This is a genomic window from Actinocorallia sp. API 0066 (assembly GCF_020991275.1).
In the GTDB taxonomy this organism is placed as follows: Bacteria; Actinomycetota; Actinomycetes; order Streptosporangiales; family Streptosporangiaceae; genus Actinocorallia.
In genome coordinates this window covers 71,377-92,430 of record NZ_JAJLQY010000014.1, presented here as the reverse complement: position 1 = coordinate 92,430, position 21,054 = coordinate 71,377, and the positions used below count along the sequence as shown (strand labels likewise).

15 protein-coding genes and 1 pseudogene are annotated in these 21,054 nt (G+C 70.4%); 12 read left to right on the top strand and 4 right to left on the bottom strand.

Annotation, left to right across the window (positions count from 1 at the left end):
* The first annotated feature begins 133 nt into the window (after window positions 1-133).
* On the top strand, window positions 134-3,724 hold the full coding sequence (gene dnaE / locus LO762_RS28685) for a DNA polymerase III subunit alpha (RefSeq protein ID WP_230619257.1): 3,591 nt from the start codon (window positions 134-136) through the stop codon (window positions 3,722-3,724).
* Here the strand turns inward: dnaE and LO762_RS28680 are convergent.
* Together LO762_RS28680 and trpS are read right to left on the bottom strand one after the other, a co-directional pair.
* The gene (locus tag LO762_RS28680) at window positions 3,702-4,247 is read right to left on the bottom strand and encodes a 2'-5' RNA ligase family protein (protein WP_230619256.1); all 546 of its coding nucleotides are present in this window, start codon (window positions 4,245-4,247) and stop codon (window positions 3,702-3,704) included. The genes dnaE and LO762_RS28680 overlap by 23 nt on opposite strands.
* The gene (gene trpS, locus LO762_RS28675; RefSeq protein WP_230619255.1) at window positions 4,237-5,271 is read right to left on the bottom strand and encodes a tryptophan--tRNA ligase; all 1,035 of its coding nucleotides are present in this window, start codon (window positions 5,269-5,271) and stop codon (window positions 4,237-4,239) included. The genes LO762_RS28680 and trpS overlap by 11 nt, the downstream gene beginning before the upstream one ends.
* A gap of 204 nt (window positions 5,272-5,475) precedes the next feature.
* On the opposite strand from trpS, the gene galE reads away from it, so the two are divergent.
* The 3 genes from galE (at window position 5,476) to LO762_RS28660 (ending at window position 8,938) form a co-directional block, all read left to right on the top strand.
* Window positions 5,476-6,423, top strand: coding sequence for a UDP-glucose 4-epimerase GalE (galE, locus tag LO762_RS28670; RefSeq protein ID WP_230619254.1), 948 nt, complete (start codon window positions 5,476-5,478; stop codon window positions 6,421-6,423).
* A complete protein-coding gene (gene galK, locus LO762_RS28665) occupies window positions 6,420-7,499 on the top strand; it encodes a galactokinase (RefSeq protein WP_230619253.1) in 1,080 nt (359 codons plus the stop codon). The genes galE and galK overlap by 4 nt, the downstream gene beginning before the upstream one ends.
* Window positions 7,500-7,570: 71 nt before the next feature.
* A complete protein-coding gene (locus LO762_RS28660; protein ID WP_230619252.1) occupies window positions 7,571-8,938 on the top strand; it encodes a glutamate decarboxylase in 1,368 nt (455 codons plus the stop codon).
* A gap of 82 nt (window positions 8,939-9,020) precedes the next feature.
* On the opposite strand, the pseudogene LO762_RS28655 reads toward LO762_RS28660, so the two are convergent.
* Window positions 9,021-9,746 (bottom strand): annotated as a pseudogene (locus LO762_RS28655) (YihY/virulence factor BrkB family protein); the annotation flags it as partial.
* Window positions 9,747-9,978: 232 nt separating this feature from the next.
* On the opposite strand from LO762_RS28655, the gene LO762_RS28650 reads away from it, so the two are divergent.
* Both LO762_RS28650 and LO762_RS28645 read left to right on the top strand, forming a co-directional pair.
* Window positions 9,979-11,418, top strand: a complete 1,440-nt coding sequence (locus tag LO762_RS28650; protein ID WP_230619251.1) for a hypothetical protein — start codon at window positions 9,979-9,981, stop codon at window positions 11,416-11,418.
* A gap of 24 nt (window positions 11,419-11,442) precedes the next feature.
* On the top strand, window positions 11,443-11,886 hold the full coding sequence (locus tag LO762_RS28645) for a hypothetical protein (protein WP_230619250.1): 444 nt from the start codon (window positions 11,443-11,445) through the stop codon (window positions 11,884-11,886).
* Window positions 11,887-11,997: 111 nt separating this feature from the next.
* Here LO762_RS28645 and LO762_RS28640 read toward each other — a convergent pair whose 3' ends face one another.
* Window positions 11,998-13,137, bottom strand: coding sequence for a D-alanyl-D-alanine carboxypeptidase family protein (locus LO762_RS28640; RefSeq protein ID WP_230619249.1), 1,140 nt, complete (start codon window positions 13,135-13,137; stop codon window positions 11,998-12,000).
* 178 nt (window positions 13,138-13,315) lie between these two features.
* Here LO762_RS28640 and LO762_RS28635 point away from each other — a divergent pair, with 178 nt between their 5' ends.
* The 6 genes from LO762_RS28635 (at window position 13,316) to LO762_RS28610 (ending at window position 21,037) form a co-directional block, all read left to right on the top strand.
* Window positions 13,316-15,061, top strand: coding sequence for a methylmalonyl-CoA mutase family protein (locus tag LO762_RS28635; RefSeq protein WP_230619248.1), 1,746 nt, complete (start codon window positions 13,316-13,318; stop codon window positions 15,059-15,061).
* Window positions 15,058-17,235, top strand: coding sequence for a methylmalonyl-CoA mutase (scpA, locus tag LO762_RS28630; RefSeq protein WP_230619247.1), 2,178 nt, complete (start codon window positions 15,058-15,060; stop codon window positions 17,233-17,235). The genes LO762_RS28635 and scpA overlap by 4 nt, the downstream gene beginning before the upstream one ends.
* The gene (gene meaB, locus LO762_RS28625) at window positions 17,228-18,202 is read left to right on the top strand and encodes a methylmalonyl Co-A mutase-associated GTPase MeaB (protein WP_230619328.1); all 975 of its coding nucleotides are present in this window, start codon (window positions 17,228-17,230) and stop codon (window positions 18,200-18,202) included. The genes scpA and meaB overlap by 8 nt, the downstream gene beginning before the upstream one ends.
* Before the next feature lie 295 nt (window positions 18,203-18,497).
* The gene (locus LO762_RS28620) at window positions 18,498-19,064 is read left to right on the top strand and encodes a hypothetical protein (protein ID WP_230619246.1); all 567 of its coding nucleotides are present in this window, start codon (window positions 18,498-18,500) and stop codon (window positions 19,062-19,064) included.
* Between the two features lie 8 nt (window positions 19,065-19,072).
* Entirely contained in the window at window positions 19,073-19,684 is a 612-nt protein-coding gene (locus tag LO762_RS28615; protein ID WP_230619245.1) for a hypothetical protein, read from the top strand.
* A 186-nt stretch (window positions 19,685-19,870) separates the two neighbouring features.
* Window positions 19,871-21,037 carry a glutamate--cysteine ligase gene (locus LO762_RS28610; RefSeq protein WP_230619244.1) on the top strand — a complete coding sequence of 389 codons (1,167 nt, stop codon included), beginning with the start codon at window positions 19,871-19,873 and terminating at the stop codon, window positions 21,035-21,037.
* Window positions 21,038-21,054: the final 17 nt, after the last annotated feature.

Genomic DNA, 21,054 nt, shown 5'->3' with positions numbered 1-21,054 from the left:
TGCGGGGTTGTTCGGTCTTTGTGGGCTGGGGCGGGTGGGGGGGATCGGGTTGGGGCTTGTGGGGGCGGGGTGGGGTGGGGGGTCGATAGGGTGAGACGGTCCCCGTCCGTCCGTCGCGAAAGGTCTGTTGAGCATGGCTGATTCGTTTGTTCACCTGCATGTTCACACCGAGTACTCGATGCTTGATGGGGCGGCGAAGGTGGGGAAGCTTACGGATCGGGCGGCGGAGCTTGGGATGCCGGCGATCGCTATGAGTGATCATGGGAACTTGCATGGGGCTTATGAGTTTCACAAGAAGGCGAAGGGGTCGGGGGTTAAGCCGATTATTGGGATTGAGGGGTATGTGAGCCCTGAGTCCCGGTTTCACAAGCAGCCGGTGTTCTGGGGGGAGCCGCACCAGCGGAAGTCGAACGAGCAGACGGGGCTGGGCGGGGACGTGTCGGCGACCGGGACGTACCTGCACAAGACGATGTGGGCGTACACGGCGCAGGGGCTGCGGAACCTGTTCCGGATCAGTTCGTTGGCGTCGCTTGAGGGGCGGATGCGGAAGTACCCCCGGATGGACGACGAGCTGTTCGACCTGTACCACGAGGGGATCATCGCGACGACGGGGTGTCCGTCGGGGGCGGTGCAGACGCGGTTGCGGCTTGGGCAGTACGAGAAGGCCAAAGAGCATGCGGCCAAATATCAGGACATCTTTGGCAGGGAGAACTACTTCCTTGAGTTGATGGACCATGGCGGTATCCCCATTGAGATGGGGGTTCGGGAGGATCTGCTCAGGATCGGCAAGGAGTTGGGGATCCGGCCGCTGGTGACGAACGACTCGCACTACGTCACCGAGGATCAGGCGACGGCGCATGACGCGCTGCTGTGCGTCGGCACGAACTCGCAGATCAGCAGCCCGGACCGTTTCCGGTTCTCCGGGGCCGGGTACTACGTGCGGTCGGCTGACGAGATGCGCTCGTTGAACCCGACGTCCGACCTGTGGCTTGAGGGCTGTAAGAACACGCTGCTGGTGGCCGATCGTGTCGAGTCCTATGACGAGGTGTTCGACCACCGCGACCTGTACGCGAAGTTCCCGGTCCCCGAGGGGGAGACCGAGATGAGCTGGCTGCGCAAGGAGTCGCATCGGGGCGCGGCCGAGCGGTACGGCGCGCCGGTCCCGGCGCACATCACCGAGCGGATCGAGTACGAGCTCGCCGTCATCGAGAACATGGGGTTCCCCGGCTACTTCCTCGTGGTCGCCGACATCTGCCGGTACGCCCGGGAGAACGGCATCTGGGTGGGTCCGGGGCGTGGTTCGGCGACGGGTTCGATGGTCGCCTACGTGACGCGGATCACCGAGCTGGACCCGATCGAGCACTCGCTGCTGTTCGAGCGGTTCCTGAACCCCGAGCGCATCTCGCCCCCCGACGTCGACCTGGACTTCGACGAGCGTCGGCGCGGCGACATGATCCGGTACGTCACGGAGAAGTACGGCGAGGAGAACGTCGCCCTCATCGCGACGTTCATGACGATCAAGTCCAAGCAGGCCGTGAAGGACGCCGCCCGTGTGCTCGGCTACCCCTTCGCCGTCGGCGAGAAGATCACGAAGGCGTTCCCGCCCGCGGTGATGGGCAAGGAGATCCCGCTCGACGGCGTCTTCGACCCCAAGCACGGCAGGTACGCCGAGGCGTCGGAGCTGCGCACCCTGTACGAGGAGGACCCCGACGTCAAGCGCGTGGTGGACACCGCGCTCGGCCTTGAGGGCCTGACCAGGACGACGGGCGTGCACGCGGCCGGGGTGATCATCTCGTCGCAGCCGCTCATCGACGTCATGCCGATCATCCAGCGGCCCGACGACGGCGCCCGCATCACCGGGTTCGACGGCCCGTCGAGCGAGTCGATGGGCGCGCTCAAGATGGACTTCCTGGGCCTGCGGAACCTGACGGTGCTGGGCGACGCGGTCGAGAACGTCAAGAAGAACCGCGGTGTCGACATCGACATGCTGGGCCTGCCGCTGGACGACACCAAGGCGTACGAGCTGCTGTCGCGCGGCGAGACGCTGGGCGTGTTCCAGCTCGACTCGTCGATGATGCGGGACCTGACGAAGCTGATCGCGCCCGCCCGGTTCGAGGACATCTCGTCGGTGCTGGCGCTGGGCCGTCCGGGCCCGATGGGCGCGAACGCGCACGTCAACTACGCGTTGCGCAAGGCGGGGCAGCAGGAGATCACGCCGATCCACCCGGAGCTGAAGGACGCGCTGGAGCCGATCCTCGGGACGACGTACCACCTGGTCGTCTACCAGGAGCAGGTCATGGCGATCGCGCAGCAGCTCGCCGGGTACACGCTGGGCGGCGCGGACATCCTGCGGCGCGCGATGGGCAAGAAGAAGAAGGAGGAGATGGACAAGCAGTGGGCCACCTTCTCCTCCGGCATGATGGAGAAGGGCTACTCCAAGGAGGCCGCGCAGGCCGTCTGGGACGTGCTTGAGCCGTTCTCCTCCTACGGGTTCAACAAGTCGCACACCGCCGGGTACGGGCTCGTCTCCTACTGGACGGCGTACCTGAAGGCGAACTTCCCGGCCGAGTACATGGCGGCGCTGCTCACGTCCGTCGGCACGAACAAGGACAGGATGGCCGTCTATCTGGCCGAGTGCCGCCGGATGAAGGTGAAGGTGCTGCCTCCGGACGTCAATGAGTCGCTGCTCAGGTTCGCGGCCGTGGGCGAGGACGTCAGGTTCGGCCTGGGCGCGGTGCAGAACGTCGGTGAGAACGCGATCAACGGGATCATCAACGCGCGCGCCGAACAGGGCAAGTTCTCTGATTTCAACGACTTCCTGAAGAAGGTCCCGCAGAGCGTCTGCAACAAGAGGACGATCGAGTCGCTGATCAAGGCCGGGTCGTTCGACGACCTCGGCCACCCCCGGTTCGGCCTGATCCAGGTGCACGACACCGCGATCGACTCCGTCATCGACGTCAAGAAGAAGGAGGCGATGGGGCAGGACTCCCTGTTCGGCGCGTTCGAGGACGCCGACGACGGGTCCGCCGACGCCTTCACCGTCACCGTGCCGGACGTCGAGTGGGACAAGAAGACCAAGCTGGCCTTCGAACGGGAGATGCTCGGCCTCTACGTCTCCGACCACCCGCTCAACGGGGCGGAACGCATCCTGGAGCGCAACCGGGACTACACGATCGCGCACATCCTGGACGGCCAGGTCGACCAGCGCGGCGAGTTCCGGATCGCCGGGATCATCTCCGGCGTCGACAAGAAGGTGACAAAACAGGGCAACGTCTGGGCGATCCTCAAGATCGAGGACCACGACGCGTCCATCGAGGTGCCGTGCTTCCCGCAGACGTACCAGCTGTACGGGCCGAACCTCGCGCCCGACCTCGTGGTCTCGGTGACGGGCCGGATCAAGACCCGCGACACCGGCGAGGACGCGACGGTCTCGTTCACCGCGACCGGCATCGAGTTCCTCGACGTGTCGGCCGTCCGCGCGGACGGCAAGTCGCCGCTCGTGATCTCGCTGAGAGAGGAGCGGGTCAACCGCGACCTCGTCGAGGAGCTCAAGCGCATCCTCAAGGCGCACCCCGGTGACACCCCGGTCCATCTGCGGCTGGAGATGCTCAACCGCAGGGTCCTCATGATCAACCTGCCGGACTACGAGGTGACGCTGGAGTACGGCGCGTTCGCGGGCGACCTCAAGGTGCTGCTCGGGCCTAGCGCGCTGGTGGAGCAGTGACGCGCGGCCCGAGCGGGAAGTCCCGGACGGTGTGCCACACCTCGTCGGGGCCGTGCGCGGACAGTGTGAAGTCGGCGCACTCGAACACCGCGTGGAAGTCGGCGAGTTCCTTGAACGCGTGGTCGAGCGCCGCGTCGTCGAGGTTGTGCGCGACCGTCACGTGCGGGTGGTAGGGGAAGAACAGCTCACGTTCCAGCGGGGCGCGCCGTACCTTCTCCTCCAGCAGGGAGCAGGGCCCGATGCCTTCGGCGACCTGGAGGAACACCACGGGCGTCACCGGCCGGAAGGTGCCGGTGCCGCGCAGCCGCACCCGGAACGGGTCGACCATGGTCGCGGCGCGGGCCAGGTGGTCGATGATCGCGGGCAGTTCGGCGGGCGCCACCGGGGTCGGCGGCACCAGGGTGATGTGCGGCGGCACCCGCAGGGCGAGCGGGTCCCCGAAGGACTCTCTCGCCCCGCGCAACACGGCGGCGTAGGGTTCGGGGACCTCGATCGAGACCCCGATGACGGTCTCAGGCTCCACGCCTGAGCAGCCCCACACGGTCGCGCACGGTGCCCATCGTGCCGGCCGCGACCTCGGCGGCGCGGTCGGCGCCCTTCTCCAGGATCCGGTCCAGCTCGGCCGGGTCGGCGAGCAGCTCCAGGGTCCGCTCGCGGATCGGGCCGAAGTAGCCGAGCGCCGTCTCGGCGAGTTCCTTCTTGAGCTGGCCGTAGCCCTGGCCCTGGAAGTGCGACTCCAGCTCGATGATCGGCGTGCCGGTGAGCGCCGACATGATCGTCAGCAGGTTGGACACGCCGGGCTTGCCGTCCGGGTCGTACTTGATCTCCGCGCCGGTGTCGGTGACCGCGCGCATGATCTTCTTGCGCAGCACGTTCGGCTCGTCCAGCACGTTGATGATGCCCTGCGGCGAGGACGACGACTTGGACATCTTCTTCGTCGGCTCCTGCAGATCGAGGATCTTCGCGGTGGCCTTGAGGATGTAGGCGTTCGGCTCGACGAACACGGGGCCGAACCGGTGGTTGAACCGGCCCGCGAGCGTCCTGGTCAGCTCCAGGTGCTGGCGCTGGTCCTCGCCGACGGGGACCTGGAAGTCCTTCTCGCCGATGTGCGGCGTGTACAGCAGGATGTCGGCGGCCTGCAGGATCGGGTAGGTGAACAGCCCGACGCTCGCCGCCGCGGTGCCCTGCTTGGCCGACTTGTCCTTGAACTGGGTCATCCGGGACGCCTCGCCGAAGCCCGTCAGGCAGCTCAGGATCCACTGGAGTTCGGCGTGCTCAAAAACCTGGCTCTGCGCGAACACCGTGGAGCGCTCGGGGTCGAGGCCGATCGCGAACAACTGCGCCGCGGACGCGCGGGTGCGCCGCCGCAGCACCTCCGGGTCGTACTCGACGGTGATCGCGTGCAGGTCCGCGAGGAAGTAGAACGCCTCGTGGGTGTCCTGGAGCGGGATCCACTGCCGCACCGCGCCGAGGAAGTTGCCGAGGTGGAAGGACTCGGCGGTCGGCTGGATCCCGGACAGGACCCGCGGGCGCGTGTTCATGGTCATCTCTCTTCTTCCTCCGCCGTATCCCTGCCGCTCCGATTCTCCCAGACTGCGTGATCTCCCGGTGACGTGCGCGGTAAACGACGCCGCCCGGTGCGGTCGCGGTACGGACGGTGTTGACGCGGTGCGGGAGCGGGGCCGGGTGTGGCTAGGCTTCTGCACAGCCAATCTACTGCGCCCGCTCGCGGCGATGAAGGGTTCTCAACGGTGAAGCTGCTGGTCACGGGTGGTGCCGGATACATCGGGAGTGTCGTCGCCGCACTGCTGGTCGAGGCGGGACACGAGGTGGTGGTGCTCGACGACCTGTCGGTCGGGCACGCCGACGCGGTGCCGGACGGCGCCCGGTTCGTCCGGGGCACGCTGCGTTCGGCCGCCGCGTCCGTGCTGGGCGAGGGCGGGTTCGGCGCGGTGCTGCACTTCGCCGCGAAGTCGCAGGTCGGCGAGTCGGTGCGGGAGCCCGCGATGTACTGGGACCGCAACCTCGGTGAGTCGCTCGCGCTGTTCGACGCGATGCGGGTGCACGGCGTGTCCAGGATCGTCTTCTCCTCGACGGCGGCGACGTACGGCGAGCCCGAGTCCGTCCCGATCCGGGAGGACGCGCCGGCCCGGCCCACCAACCCCTACGGCCAGACCAAACTCGCGATCGACGGGGTGCTCACCGAGTTCGCGCGGCTGTACGGGTTCGGCGCGGTCTCGCTGCGGTACTTCAACGTCGCGGGGGCGTACGGGCGGTACGGGGAGCGGCACGAGCCCGAGACGCACCTGATCCCGAACGTGCTGGAGGTGCCGTCCGGGGCGGTGCCGCACGTCGACGTGTTCGGCGACGACTACCCGACGCCCGACGGCACCTGCGTCCGCGACTACATCCACGTGGTCGACCTCGGGGTGGCGCACCTGCTCGCGCTGGACGCCGCCGCGCCCGGCACACACCGGATCTACAACCTGGGCAGCGGGAGCGGCTACTCCGTCCAGGAGGTGATCGACGTGTGCCGCGCGGTGACGGGCCATCCGATCCCGGCCGTCGTCGGGCCGCGCCGTCCCGGCGACCCGGCGGTCCTCGTCGCCTCGTCGGAGAAGATCAGGGCCGAGCTGGGGTGGAAGCCGGTACGCGACCTGCGGGCGATGGTCGCCGACGCCTGGGAGTTCGTCCGATGAGCGGGGTGTGGCACGCGCCCGGCCGGGTCAACCTGATCGGCGAGCACACCGACTACAACGACGGGCTTGTGCTGCCGTTCGCGCTGCCGCAGGGGATCACCGTCGCGGCGGCCCGGCGTGCCGACGGTGTGCTCGACCTGGAGTCCGGCGGGCGGCACGCGCGCGTCCCGCTGGCCGGGCTCGTGCCGGGCGCGGTGACGGGCTGGGCGGCTTACGTCGCCGGGGTGGCGGGCGCGCTGCTGGAGGCCGGGCACCCGGTCGGCGGGGCGACGCTGCGGTTCACCTCCGATCTGCCCGCCGGTTCTGGGCTTTCGTCTTCGGCGGCGTTGGAGTGCGCCACGGCGGTCGCGCTGAATGATCTTTACGGGCTCGGGCTGACGGCTAAGGAGCTGGTGCCCGTCGCGCAGCGGGCGGAGAACGCTTACGCGGGGGTGCCTACGGGCGTCCTGGATCAGTCGGCTTCGCTGCTGTGCGAGGAGGGGCACGCGCTGCTCCTCGACGTGCGGTCCGGGCTCTCCTCGCAGATCCCCCTTGAGCTGGGCGATTACCGCGTTCTGGTCATCGACACGCATGCCCGGCACTCGCTGGGCGACGGGCAGTACGCGGCGCGGCGCGCGTCCTGCGAGGAGGCGGCCCGGAAGCTCGGGGTGCCGTCGCTGCGGGACGTCAGGAACCTCGCCGAGGCGCTCACCCGGCTGAAGGACCCGGTGCTGCGGCGGCGCGTCAAACACGTCGTCACCGAGAACCACAGGGTCGAGGCGACGGTCGGGCTGCTGCGGGCCGGGGCGGTCGCCGAGGTCGGCGCGCTGCTGACCGCGAGCCACCTGTCGCTGCGCGACGACTACCAGGTGTCCTGGCCCGAGGCCGACGCCGCCGTGGCCGTCGCCGCGAACGCGGGCGCGCGCGGCGGCCGCATGGTCGGCGGCGGCTTCGGCGGGTCCGTCATCGTGCTCGCCCACCGCGACGCCCTCCCGGCCGTCCGCGAGGCCGTCACCGCCCGCTTCACCACCACCGGCTGGCACCCCCCCACCTACCTGGAAGCCACCGCCGCCCCCGGCGCCCACCGCCTCTCCTGACCGCGCGCCGGGGGCGCAAAGTCCTGGTCAACGGGTGGGGGGCGGGGTTCGGGGCGGGGTATGCGGGCGGTATGGGACTGCATCGGGTGAGGGTGAAGACCGATCCGTTGGACGACGTGTTCAGCACGCCGTTGGCGGAGCAGGTGTTGCCGAAGCGGCGGATGCCGGACGCCGAGAGCGACGCGCGGGCGGCCTACGAGGCGATCACCACCGAACTGCTCCTCGACGGGAACTCCGCGCAGAACCTCGCCACGTTCTGCACCACGTGGAACAGCGAGGAGGCGCGCAAGCTCATGGCGCGGTGCCTCGACAAGAACCTGATCGACAAGGACGAGTACCCGCAGACCGCCGACATCGAGTCGCGCTGCGTCCAGATGCTGGCCGAACTGTGGAACTGCTCCGCCGACGACACGATCGGCTGCTCCACCACCGGGTCGAGCGAGGCGGCGATGCTGGGCGGGCTCGCCCTCAAGTGGCGGTGGCGCAAGCGGATGCAGCAGGAGGGCAAGGCCGCCGACAGGCCGAACCTCGTGGCGGGGCCCGTCCAGGTCTGCTGGGAGAAGTTCTGCAGGTACTTCGACGTGGAGTTGCGCCAGGTGCCGCTGGAGCCCGGCGCGACGGGTCTGCGCCCGCACCAGCTCAAGGACTACGTGGACGAGAACACGATCGGCGTCGTCGCGATCCTCGGCGTCACCTACACGTGCGACTACGAGCCCGTCGCGGAGATCGCCGCCGAACTCGACCGGATCCAGGCGCAGACCGGCCTCGACGTGCCGATCCACGTGGACGCGGCCAGCGGCGGGTTCGTCGCCCCGTTCCTCCAGCCGAACCTCGTGTGGGACTTCCGGGTCAACCGGGTCGCGTCGATCAACAGCTCCGGCCACAAGTACGGGATGGCGCCGCTCGGCTGCGGCTGGGCCGTCTGGGCCTCGGCCGAGATGCTGCCGGAGGAACTGATCTTCAAGGTGAACTACCTCGGCGGCGACATGCCCACGTTCGCGCTGAACTTCTCCCGTCCGGGCGGCGCGATCGTCGCGCAGTACTACGAGCTGGTCCGGCTCGGCAAGGAGGGGTACCGGAAGATCGCCAGGGCCAACGAGGAGACCGCGCGGTACCTCGCCGAACGGATCGCCGCGATGGGCCCGTTCCGGCTCCTCTACGACGGCCAGGGGGCGCTCCCGGCGGTCTCGTACACGCTCAAGGACGGCGTCGGCTGGACCCTCTACGACCTGACCGAGCAGTTGCGGACGCGCGGCTGGCAGGTGCCGTCCTACCCGCTGCCGCCCGACCGGGAGGACACGGTGATCCAGCGCGTCCTGGTGCGGCACGGCGTCGGCCGCGACGAGATCGCGCTGCTGGCCGACGACATCGCCCGCTCGGTGAAGCGGATGCCGCCGGACGGCACGCACGCCCCGCACCAGCCGGGCTTCCACCACTGAGAACGCGCCCCGCTAAGGCCGCGTCGGGCGAGGCGCGGGTCGGGTGGTCGGCGCGCCTCACCGGCCTGCGGGTGGACGTCCACGCGACGACGAAGAACGTCATCCGGCCGACGACGTTGATCCAGACGAGCGCGCCCACGAGGACGGCGAACGAGGCGTAGATCGGGTTGCTGGTGACCGTCCCGAGGAGCAGGGCCGCGAACGTCTTGAGCACCTCGAAGCAGACCGACGCCAGCAGCGCGCCCTTGAACACGTGCTTCCAGGACGCCCGGGTGCCCGACAGCCGGGTGAACAGGACGAGGAACACCACGGTGTTGCAGGCCAGCGCGACGACGATCGACACGGGCGTCAGGGTGAGGCTCGCCCAGACGCCCCCGATCCCGGTGAAGTCGAGGGCGGCGCCCGTCAGGGCGGTGGCGAAGGTCGTCGCGGCGACCGACAGCAGCAGCATCACACCGAGGAACGCCAACACGCCCAGATCGCGCAGCTTGAGGACGAGGAAGTTGCCTGGTGGCTGCGGCTCGTCCTGGCCCCACAGCGTCCGGATCGACTTGCGCAGGTTCCCGGCCCAGCCCAGGCCCGCCCACGTCAGGCCGACGAGGGCGATGACACTCGCGCCGACCCTTGCGCCCGCGATCCGCTGGACGTCGAGCCGGTCGGCCAGGCCCGGCAGGTAGGAGTCGATCGAGGTGATCAGCCAGGACTGGAACGTCGCGCTGAAGTGCAGCGAGTACCCCAGCAGCGCGTACCCGAGGGCGAGCATCGGGAAGAACGCGAGAAACGAGTAGAACGCCAGGGCCGCCGCCATGTCGTCGCCGCCGCGCGCCGAGTAGCACTCCCACGTCCGCGCCAGGTGATCGACCCACGGCCGCTCCGCCCGCGCCCGCCGCAGCCGCGCCTTCCACACGTCGGGCTCCGCCGCCGCCTTCACCCGCGAGATCGTCGCCCTCACCCCCCGGACACTACCCACCCCCACCCGACAACTGATCACCCACAGGTAACAGTCCCCTTCCCTCCCATCCGCCGCATACCATCCACCGATGACGACCCCGAACCCGCCCGGCACCCGGCCCGCGCGCCCGGGCCCCGACGGCGTGCCTGACACCCGGCTCGGGACGACGCCGGGTGCGGCGCCTTCGGGGTCGGGCGCCGCGCGCGGCGTGGGGGTCGGCAGCGCCGCTTTGGGCGCGGCCGAGGCCGGGTTCACGCCGGAGGCGGGGGCCACGGTTCGGGCGGGGACGGTGGCCATGGGCGGGGGGTTGGTGCTGCTCGGGGTTTCGGCGAGTGTGTATCTGGTGGTGGCGGGGCGGGCGGTGGAGGGGGAGGCGTTCGGGGCGCTCTCGGTGCTGTGGACGTTGGTGTACACGATGGGGATCGGGGCGTTTCTGCCGTTCGAGCAGGAGTTGGGGCGGGCGTTCGCGGGGCGGCGGGCTCGGGGGGTCGGGACGGGGCCGTTGGTGGCGAGGGTGGCGGTCGCGGCGGGGGCGGTGCTCGGGGTTGTGCTGCTGCTGGGGCTGCTCGGTGGTGTGGTGTTGGGGGATGTGTTGTTCGGTGGGAGCTGGGTGCATATCGGGGTTTTTGGGGTGGTGATGGGGGTGATGGCGGTCGGGTACGTGACGCGGGGGATCTTCGCCGGGGCCGGGCGGTTCCAGTGGTATTCGCGGCAGCTCGGGGTGGAGGGGGCGGTGCGGATCGTTGTGTGCGGGGGGCTGCTCGCGGCGGGCGTAGCGGCGGCTTGGCCTTATCTGTGGCTGCTGGCGTTGGCGCCGCTGGCGGCGCTCGTGGTGACGTTGCCGGGGGCGCGCGGGGCCTTCGCGCCGGGGCCGCCCGCCGCTTGGTCGGAGCTGTCGGTGAACCTCGGGTGGCTGCTGCTCGCGGGGGTCGCCGCGCAGGCCGTCGCGCACGCGCCGACCGTGGCGGTGCAACTGCTCACCGGCGCGGACGGGACGGCCGGGCGGTTCCTCGCCGCGTTCGTGGTCGTCAGGGTGCCTTTGTTCCTGTTCCAGGGGGTTCAGGCGGTGCTGCTGCCCGGCCTGGCGGGGGCGCTGGCGGTCGGGGACGGGCGGCTGTTCGCGGCACGGCTGCGCGGGGTGCTCGCCGCGACGGCCGGGGTCGCGGCGCTCGGTGTCGCGGGGGCGGCGGTCGCGGGGCCCGCCGCGCTGGGGCTGCTGTTCGGGGCCGGGTTCGACCTCGGGCGCGGGCACCTCGTGGTGCTGGCCGTGGCGACGGGGCTGTCGATGGTCGCGCAGGTCTTCCAGGCCGGGCTCGTCGCGCTCGGCGGGCACCGGGCCAACGCGCTCGGCTGGGCGGGCGCGGCCGCCGTGTTCGCCCTGGTCTGCCTGGTTCCCGGCGATCCGCTGGTCCGGGTGGAGACGGCGCTCGTGCTCTCGTGCCTCGCGGCGACACTCTGGCTCGCGGTCGCGCTGCGCCGCCTGGCTCGTCACCACCCCGCGCGGACGCGGAGCGCGCTACCTTCGTGACATTGCGCTACGAAGGGACGTGTGGTGACCGACGGGGAGGAGGAGCGGCCCAGGACGCCGCTCGGCGCGCTCGTGCCGTTCGGGCTCGGCGCGCTGGCCGCCGCCGCCGTCTGCGGGATCGTCGTGGCGCTGCCCGAACGCGCGCCCGACGGCGGCGGCGACCTGACCGGGCCCACCCCGCCCGTCGTGCGGGAACCCGCCGCCGGAACCGACGTCCGGGTGACGGTCGTGCGCGGCCGGGTCACCGTCGAGAACGTCGGACCCGCCGGGACGGGCGCGCTCCGGCTGGAGTTCCGCCCGTCGGGGTCGATGCCCGCCGACTGCGGGCTCTGCGTGTGGCCTCGGGGGCTTGATCCGGGTAAGGCGCTCACCGTGCGGATCAGCCCTGGGGGGCCGCCCATTCGGGTGAAGGCGGTGACCGAGGTGCCGGATCTGAGCCCTGGTGACAACGAGGCGCGGGGGCGGTGAAGTGGTGGGGGGCCTTGACCGGGCGGCCTCTCCTTGGTGGACGCAGCCGGGGAATGCCAGCGCGGGGACATCGTGCGGGGTGCGGTTTCCATGGTGGATCTGGGCTTGGCGTCAAAGGGTGTCGGTGGGGGCGCGGCGGCGGCGGACGACGAGGACGGCGACGCCCGCGACGATGAAGGTGCCGCCGACACCGGCGAGCAGGAGGTCGACGGACGAGCCGCTCGCCGGGCCGCCGGGGCCCGCGGCGGCGGTCTCGCCGGGGGCGGCGACGGCGGTCGGGTCGGCGGACGGCGGCTCCGGCAGCCGCTCGACCGGCGGGACGGACCCGGCGTTCGCGAAGCCCCAGTCGAAGAGGAGCTTCGCGTTGTCCCACAGGCTCTCGGCGGCCATCAGCGCGATGATCACGGTACGGCCGTCCCGCTCGGCGGCCCCCACGAAGGTCTGCTTGGCCGCGTTGGTGTAGCCGTTCTTCCCGGCGACGAACCCGGGGTACTCCCGCGACTGCGCCGGAAGCATCCGGATGTGCGAGTAGATCGGCATCCGGTACTTCTTCGCCTTGGTCTTCTTGCCCGTCTCCGGGTCCTTCTCGGCGGGCCGCAGCGCCGGGAACGTCGAGTCCACGGTCGCCGCGTACTCCACGAACTCGGGCATCTTGAGGCCCTCCCGGAGGATCACCGCGAGGTCGTAGGACGTGGTGTACTGGGTGGTCACGTCGAGGCCGAGATCCACATCGAGCCCGTTGGGGGACCCCGCGAGAGTGTCTCGTGCGCCGATCCGCTCCGCTTCGGCGTTCATGAGCTTGAGCGTCTGCGCCATGCCGCCCTGTGGAATGGTCAGCGACATCGCCGCGTCGTTCGCCGACACCATGAGCAGCGCCCGGAACAGGTCGGCGGCCTTGTAGGTGAGCTTCGGCGTCATCCCGACCTTGGTGCCCTCAGGCCAGCACGTCTCCTCGGTCGGCCTGATCGCGGCGTCCGGCGCCAGCAGCGGGATCAGCGTGACGGCCGTCAGCACCTTCTGCGTACTCGCAGGCAGGAGCCGCCTGTGCGGGTTCTTCGCGGCGAGCACCTCACCCGTCGTCGCGTCGGCGACGAGCCACGACCCCGCCTTGATCTTCTTCAGCTCGCCCGGCTTGGGGGCCGCGACGGCGGGCGGCGCGGCGGGCGCCGCGGCGACGGCGGCGCCGGGGGTCAGCAGGGCGACGAGCGAGAAGGCGGCGAGCGCGGACGCCGCGGGCAAGGGAAGTCCCATAAAGAGGGAAGCCTAAACCGAGGACGGGAGGCCGACCCATAGTCTGCGAGGGTGAAATCTCGACGGTCCGCCCGCCGATGCTGGCGCTGGTCATAAGAACGTGGTGGAAAGCGTGGAACAACCCATCTTGACACCCCGACCCCAGATGCCCGATAAGCACTCGCCTACCATCACTGGCATGGAGCTGGCAGCCGCCTTCCCCCCAGCAGAGCGCGAGCGTTGGCGGGAGCTATTGAAGGGCGTACTCCGCAAGTCCGGAGCCGCCACCGAAGAAACCCCACTCGACGCCGTCGAGGGGCTGCTCACCCGGCAGTCGTACGACGGTGTCCCGATCCGCCCGCTGTACACGGCCGACGACCCGGTCACCGCGCGGCCCTTCCCGACCGCGCCGCGCGAGGGCGACGAGACGCCCTTCGGCTGGGACGTCAGGCAGCGGCACGACGACCCGGACCCGGCGGTCACCAGGGCGGCGATCCTCGACGACCTCGAGAACGGCGCCACCTCCGTCTGGCTGACCGTCGGCACCGCGGGCATCCCGGTGACGGCCCTGGGCGAGGTGCTCAAGGACGTCTACACCGAGCTGGCGCCCGTCGTCATCGACGCGGGGCCGCAGACGAGGCAGGCCGCCGAGGCGTTCCTCAAGATCGCCAAGCCGGACACCAGGGGCAATCTGGGCGCCGACCCGCTGGGCCTGGCCGCCCGCACCGGCTTCCTCGTGCCCGTGCCCGTCGATCTCGCCCAGAGGGTCGCCGCCGAGTACCCCGGCATCCGGACCTTCACGGTCGACGGCACCGTCTACCACGACGCGGGCGGCTCGGACGCGCAGGAACTCGGCGCGGTGCTCGCCGCCGCCGTCGCCTACCTGCGCGAGCTGACCGAGGCGGGCCTCAGCGTGGACGAGGCGGCGGCGCAGCTGGAGTTCCGCTACGCCGCGCACGCCGGGCAGTTCGCGACCATCGCGAAGCTGCGCGCCGCGCGCCGCCTGTGGACGCGGGTCGCCACCCTGTCGGGCGTCACGGACCCGACGGCGCGGATCCACGCCGTCACGTCGAACGCGATGATGACGCGGCGCGACCCCTGGGTGAACATGCTGCGCACCACCCTCGCGTGCTTCGCGGCGGGCGTGGGCGGCGCGGACGCCGTCACCGTGCAGCCGTTCGACGTCAGGCTCGGCCTGCCCGACGCGTTCTCCCGCAGAATCGCCCGCAACGACCAGATGCTCCTGCTTGAGGAGTCGTCGCTGGCCCGCGTCGTGGACCCCGCGGGCGGCTCCTGGTACGTCGAGACGCTCACCGAGGAGATCGCCCAGGCCGCCTGGGCTTTTTTCACGTCGATAGAAAAGGCGGGTGGGCTCGCCGCCGCCCTCGAATCAGGCTTGATCGAAGGCGCGCTGGCCGAGACGTGGGAGCGGCGGCGGCGCGACGTCGCCCGGCGCAAGGCGCCGCTCACCGGCCTCAGCGAGTTCCCGAACCTCACCGAGGAGCTGCCGCAGCGCCCGGCCGCGCCCGAGCCGCTCGGCGGCGGCCTGCCCCGGCACACCCACGGGCAGGACTTCGAGGCGCTGCGCGACCTCTCCGACGCCCAGGACGTCCGGCCCAGGGTCTTCCTCGCCACGCTCGGGCCCGTCGCCGTGCACACCGCGCGGGCCACCTTCGCCGCCAACCTGTTCCAGGCGGGCGGCATCGCCACCGAGACGGGGACCGTCGAGGAGTTCACCGGCGGCGTCGCCGTGCTGTGCTCCAGCGACAAGCTGTACGCCGAACAGGCCGAGGACGCGGCGCGTGAGCTGCGGGCGCGGGGCGCGCGCAAGGTCTGGCTCGCGGGCAAGGGCTCCTACGCCGGTGTGGACGCGCACGTCTTCGCCGGATGCAACGCGATCGACGTCCTGGAGGAGACCCTCCGGGACCTGGGAGTGACGGCATGAGCATCCCCGACTTCTCCGAGCTCGACCTGGGCGAACCCGAGGCCCCGTCCGTCACCGAGGACGCGTGGCGGAAGGCCGCAGGGCCACGGCCGGTCTGGGCGACGCCCGAGGGCATCGCGGTCAAGCCGCTGTACAACGCCGCCGACCTCGACGGGCTCGACTTCCTGGCCACCTACCCGGGCATCAAGCCGTACCTGCGCGGCCCCTACGCCCCGATGTACGCGACGCAGCCCTGGACGATCCGCCAGTACGCGGGCTTCTCCACCGCCGAGGAGTCCAACGCGTTCTACCGGCGCAACCTCGCGGCCGGACAGAAGGGCCTGTCCGTCGCGTTCGACCTCGCCACCCACCGCGGCTACGACTCCGACCACCCGCGCGTCGCGGGCGACGTCGGCATGGCCGGGGTGGCGATCGACTCGATCTACGACATGCGGCAGCTCTTCGACGGCATCCCGCTGGACCGGATGTCGGTGTCGATGACCATGAACGGCGCGGTCCTGCCCGTCCTCGCCCTCTACGTCGTCGCGGCCGAGGAGCAGGGGGTGAAGCCGGAGCAGCTCGCGGGGACCATCCAGAACGACATCCTCAAGGAGTTCATGGTCCGCAACACCTACATCTACCCGCCTTCGCCGTCGATGCGGATCATCTCCGACATCTTCGCGTTCACCTCGCAGCGGATGCCGAAGTACAACTCGATCTCCATCTCCGGCTACCACATCCAGGAGGCCGGGGCGACGGCCGACCTGGAGCTGGCCTACACGCTCGCCGACGGCGTCGAGTACATCCGCGCGGGCCGGGACGCGGGACTGGACATCGACTCCTTCGCGCCCCGCCTCTCGTTCTTCTGGGCGATCGGCATGAACTTCTTCATGGAGGTCGCCAAGCTGCGGGCCGCGCGCCTGCTCTGGGCCAGGCTCGTCAAGGACTTCGACCCGAAGAACGACAAGTCGCTTTCGCTGCGCACCCACTCCCAGACGTCCGGCTGGTCGCTGACCGCGCAGGACGTCTTCAACAACGTCGCGCGGACCTGCGTCGAGGCCATGGCGGCCACCCAGGGCCACACCCAGTCGCTGCACACCAACGCGCTGGACGAGGCGCTCGCTCTGCCCACGGACTTCTCCGCCCGCATCGCGCGCAACACCCAGCTCCTGCTCCAGCAGGAGTCGGAGACGACACGGGTCATCGACCCCTGGGGCGGCTCCTACTACGTCGAGCGCCTTACGCACGACCTGGCCGCACGTGCCTGGGAGCACATCCAGGAGGTCGAGAAGTACGGGGGCATGGCCAAGGCCATCGACGAGGGGCTCCCCAAGCTCCGCATCGAGGAGGCCGCGGCCCGCACCCAGGCCCGGATCGACTCCGGACGGCAGCCCGTCATCGGCGTCAACAAGTACCGGCCCGACGTGGACGAGATGATCGACGTCCTCAAGGTGGACAACGCCTCGGTCCGGGCGCAGCAGATCGCCAAGCTGGAGCGGCTGCGCGCCGAACGCGACCCCGAGGCCGTCGGGCGGGCGCTGGACGCGCTCACCGCCGCGGCCGGGGCCGACGCCGTCGGCGACCTCGAACACAACCTCCTCAAGCTGGCGATCGACGCGGCACGGGCGAAGGCCACGGTCGGGGAGATCTCGGACGCGCTGGAGAAGGTGTACGGTCGGCATTCAGCGACCATCCGCACCATTTCGGGCGTCTACCGGGAGGAGGCGGGCTCCGTGTCCGCGATCGAGTCGGCCCGCGCGGCCACCGACGAGTTCGCCGAGGCCGAGGGCCGCCGACCCCGCATCCTCGTCGCCAAGATGGGACAGGACGGGCACGACAGGGGCCAGAAGGTGATCTCCTCCGGCTTCGCCGACCTCGGCTTCGACGTGGACGTCGGCCCCCTGTTCCAGACGCCCGAGGAGGTCGCCCGCCAGGCCGTCGAGGCCGACGTGCACATCGTCGGCGTCAACTCCCTGGCCGCCGGACACCTCACCCTGGTGCCCGCGCTGAAGGCCGCGCTGGCGGAGCTGGACCGTCCCGACATCATGATCGTCGTGGGCGGCGTCATCCCGCCGCAGGACTTCGACGAGCTGCGCGCCGCCGGGGCGTCGGCCATCTTCCCGCCGGGCACCGTCCTCGCCGAGGCGGCGCTCGACCTGCTGAAGGAGCTGTCCAGCCGCCTTGGCCATGCCTGACGTCAAGGACTACGTGACCGGGGTCCGGGAGGGCTCACGCGCGTGGATCGCCCGTGCGATCACACTCGTGGAGTCCACCCGGCCCGATCACCGCGCGCTCGCCCAGTCCGTGCTCGCGGAACTCACGCCGTTCGCCGGGAACGCCCGGCGTGTCGGGATCACCGGGGTGCCGGGGGTGGGCAAGTCCACGACCATCGACGCCCTCGGGATGCACCTGATCGAGCGGGGGCACCGGGTGGCGGTGCTCGCGGTGGACCCCTCGTCCACCCGGCACGGCGGGTCGATCCTCGGGGACAAGACGCGGATGGTCCGGCTTTCCGCCAGTGCGTCGGCCTTCATCCGTCCGTCGCCCACCGCGGGGACTCTGGGCGGGGTCGCGAAGGCCACCCGTGAGGCGATGGTGATCATGGAGGCGGCGGGCTACGACGTCGTCCTTGTGGAGACGGTCGGGGTTGGGCAGTCCGAGACGGCCGTTTCGGAAATGACGGACACGTTCCTGTTTTTGACGATCGCCCGGACGGGCGACCAGCTTCAGGGCATAAAAAAAGGCGTGCTCGAACTCGCGGACGTCATCGCCGTCAACAAGGCCGACGGGCCGCACGCGCTGGAGGCCAAGAAGGCGGCCCGGGAACTCGCGGGCGCGTTGCGGCTGCTGCGCGGCGCGGACCGGGTGGTGCCCGTCCTCACCTGTAGCGCCCTGGAAGGCGCCGGGCTCGCCGAGATCTGGGAGCAGGTCACCGCGCACCAGGAGGAGCTGCGCGCGTCCGGCGAGCTGGACCGCCGCCGCCGCGCCCAGCAGGTCCGCTGGACCTGGACCATGGTCGAGGACCGCCTCCTGCACGCGCTCCGCACCCACCCCGCCGTCCAGTCCCTGGCCCCCACCCTGGAATCCAAGGTCGCCTCCGGCTCCCTCACCCCCGCCCAGGCCGCCGACCTCCTCCTGGAAGCCTTCACCGACCCCTCCTGACCCGTGCGCCCCTGGCCCGTGGCGACGCCGTGGGCGGGTATGGCAGGGAAAGTCGCTTCCGCCGGGGCAAAGTGTGAGGTAGATCACTGGTTGGGTCTGGGTCGGGTGTGGCGGGTGGGTCGTCGGGTGGTCGTTTTGTCCCCTGGGGCAGCTCAGCGCGATGGATTCGGTCGAAGCTGCCTTTCTCGGGAGTCCGAGAACGTTGACTGACGAATTAACTTGACCACACTTGCCCTGTTTGCGTAGTCCGACTTTCTCCCCCGTACCCACAGTTATCTCCGCTAGCGTTCCGCGCATGACATCAACCGTTCTGACGGACTGGCGCGACAAGCGCCGAGCCCGTCTCGAAGCCCTCTGGGCCGTTTACGACGACCAGACCGACCCGGCGCGCCGCGCGCAGATCGCGCAGGTCCTCGTCGTCAAGCTCGCCGCCGAGTTCCAGGGCTTCGCCCGGCAGCTCCACGACCAGGCGATCGCCTACATGGCCGCCTCCGCCGCCCCCGACGACCCCGACCTCGTCATCCTCTACTGCCACGCCATGTCCGCCGATCGGGCGCTCAACCGCAACAACCCGGGCCCCGACACGCTCATGCGCGACTTCAAGCGGATCGACGTCACCCTCTGGCCCGCGGCTGACAGCACGTACTCGCGGGAGCAGCGCGGACAGCTCCGGCAGATGATCGACGTGCGCAGCGCGATCGTGCACGACGACCAGCCGAAGCTGGCCCGCCTCGTCGCGGGGGAGCTGGACGAGGCGCGGATCAAGGCATGGCAAAACTCGCTCGACACGCTCGCGGGGGAGATGGACGATGAGGTCGGCGCCCGGCTGGGGGCCATGTTCAAGGGGAGCAAGCCGTGGTGAGGAGAGGGATGCCCAAGGTGACGTTCACGCCCGGGGAGCAGGTCGTCGTGCCCTGCGGCCGCGGCATCAGGGACGGCGTGGTCATCGAGACCTTCGGCAGGGGGCGCGAGCGGCTCGTCGCCGTCTCGGTGGACTACGGGGACGGCGACTACGACGACTACCAGCGGGTCCCCTTCCGTCCCGGCGAGCTGCTGATGGCGGCGGCCGAGGTCGGATGGCGGTCCCGGACGGCCTTCTGGGAGCAGCCGGACACGTACCTGCACGCCGTCCAGCACGCTCTCAACCACGTGCTGTTGATCGACTTCGAGGACAGCTTCGAGCGGGCGGCCGAGCTGACCGGGCGGCCCGGCGTCGAGCTGCGGCTCGTGATCAGGGACGTGACCGTGCTCGTCCAGGTCCTGGACGTCGAGGGGTCGGCGGAGCACCGGGCCCCGGACGTGCCCGAGGAGGACGCGGGCGCGCCCGTGCTCGTCGTCTCCCGCATCCCGCTGACGCCGGAGAAGCGGCGGGAGATCCGGGCGGCGGTGCCCGGTGACGTCCAGGTCAGGGCCGTCGAGTGGCGGTCGCGGGCCGACAACGGGCGGCTGGGCGGCGCCCTCAGGGAACTGGTCGAGGGCTGACCGGCCCGGGGGCGGGGGAAGCCAGGCGCCCGCCTCCGGGCCAATCGAACACGGCACGGGAAGCTGCTTCCGAGGGTGAGGGTCGTCTCGCCGGGGGGAGTGGGTAGGAATAGGGGGATAGCGGGCAGACCGTGGGGGCGGACGGGTCGGGGTGCCGGCTCGGTGTGGCACGAGTCTGGAGGAGTCGTGGGCATACGGTTCAATCCCTCACGGGGGGCGACGTTGGGGGTGGAGTGGGAGCTCCAGCTCGTGGACGGCGAGTCGCGGCATCTGCGACAGGACGCGGGTGAGGTGCTCGCCGCGCTGCCCGACCTGAGCGAGGGCCGGTTCACCAAGGTCAGGCACGAGCTGATGGAGTCGACGATCGAGGTCGTCACGGACCCGTGCTTCACCGTCCAGGAGATCACCGGCGACCTGAACCGCACGATCGGGCGCCTCCGCGACGTCGCCAAGCCGCGCGGGATCGAGCTGGCCTGCACCGGAAGCCACGCGATCAGCAACTGGCGGGACGCGGTGATGGCGCCCGTCCAGCGGTACCACGAGCTCGTCGAGGAGATGCAGTGGCTGGCCCGCCGCATCCAGACGTTCGGGGTGCACGTGCACGTCGGGGTGACGGACCAGGACAAGGCGATCCCGATCATCAACTCCCTCTCCCGCTATCTCCCGCACTTCCTGGCGCTCGCCGCGTCGTCCCCGTTCTGGAACGGGGACGACACGGGCCTGGCGTCGGCCCGCTCGATCGTCTTCGGGGACCTGCCGACGGGCGGCCCGCCGCACTCGCTCGATGACTGGCCGGAGTTCGAGAAGTACATGGACACCCTCCTCCGCGCCGGGACGATCCGGTCGATCAAGGAAGTCTGGTGGGATATCCGGCCTCATCCCGACTTCGGCACCGTGGAGATCCGCATGTTCGACGGAATCCCGACAATGCGGGAGGTAGGGATGGTCACGGCGCTGTGTCAGTCGCTCGTCACGCTTTTCGAGCAGCAAATCGATCGCGGATATGCGCTTCCGCGCCCGGCGGCGTGGGTCGTCCGTGATAATAAATGGCGAGCGACCCGATACGGGCTCGACGCCATCATCATCACTGATGACTACGGACGTACCGCGCCGCTACGTGACGACCTCTACGAACTCGCCTCAGAGCTGGCACCCGTCGCCGACCGCCTCGGGTGCGCCGAAGAGCTGAAGGTGGTCGGCGATGTCCTCGAACACGGCGCCTCCTACGAGCGCCAACGCGCGATCCGCGACGAGGGCGGCAGCCTGGAGGACGTCGTGACAGCCACGATCATGGAGTTCGACGAGAACAGGTTCGTCGGGCCACGGGAGGTCGTCCATGCAGGGGCGCCCTGACGACGAACCCCCCGAGC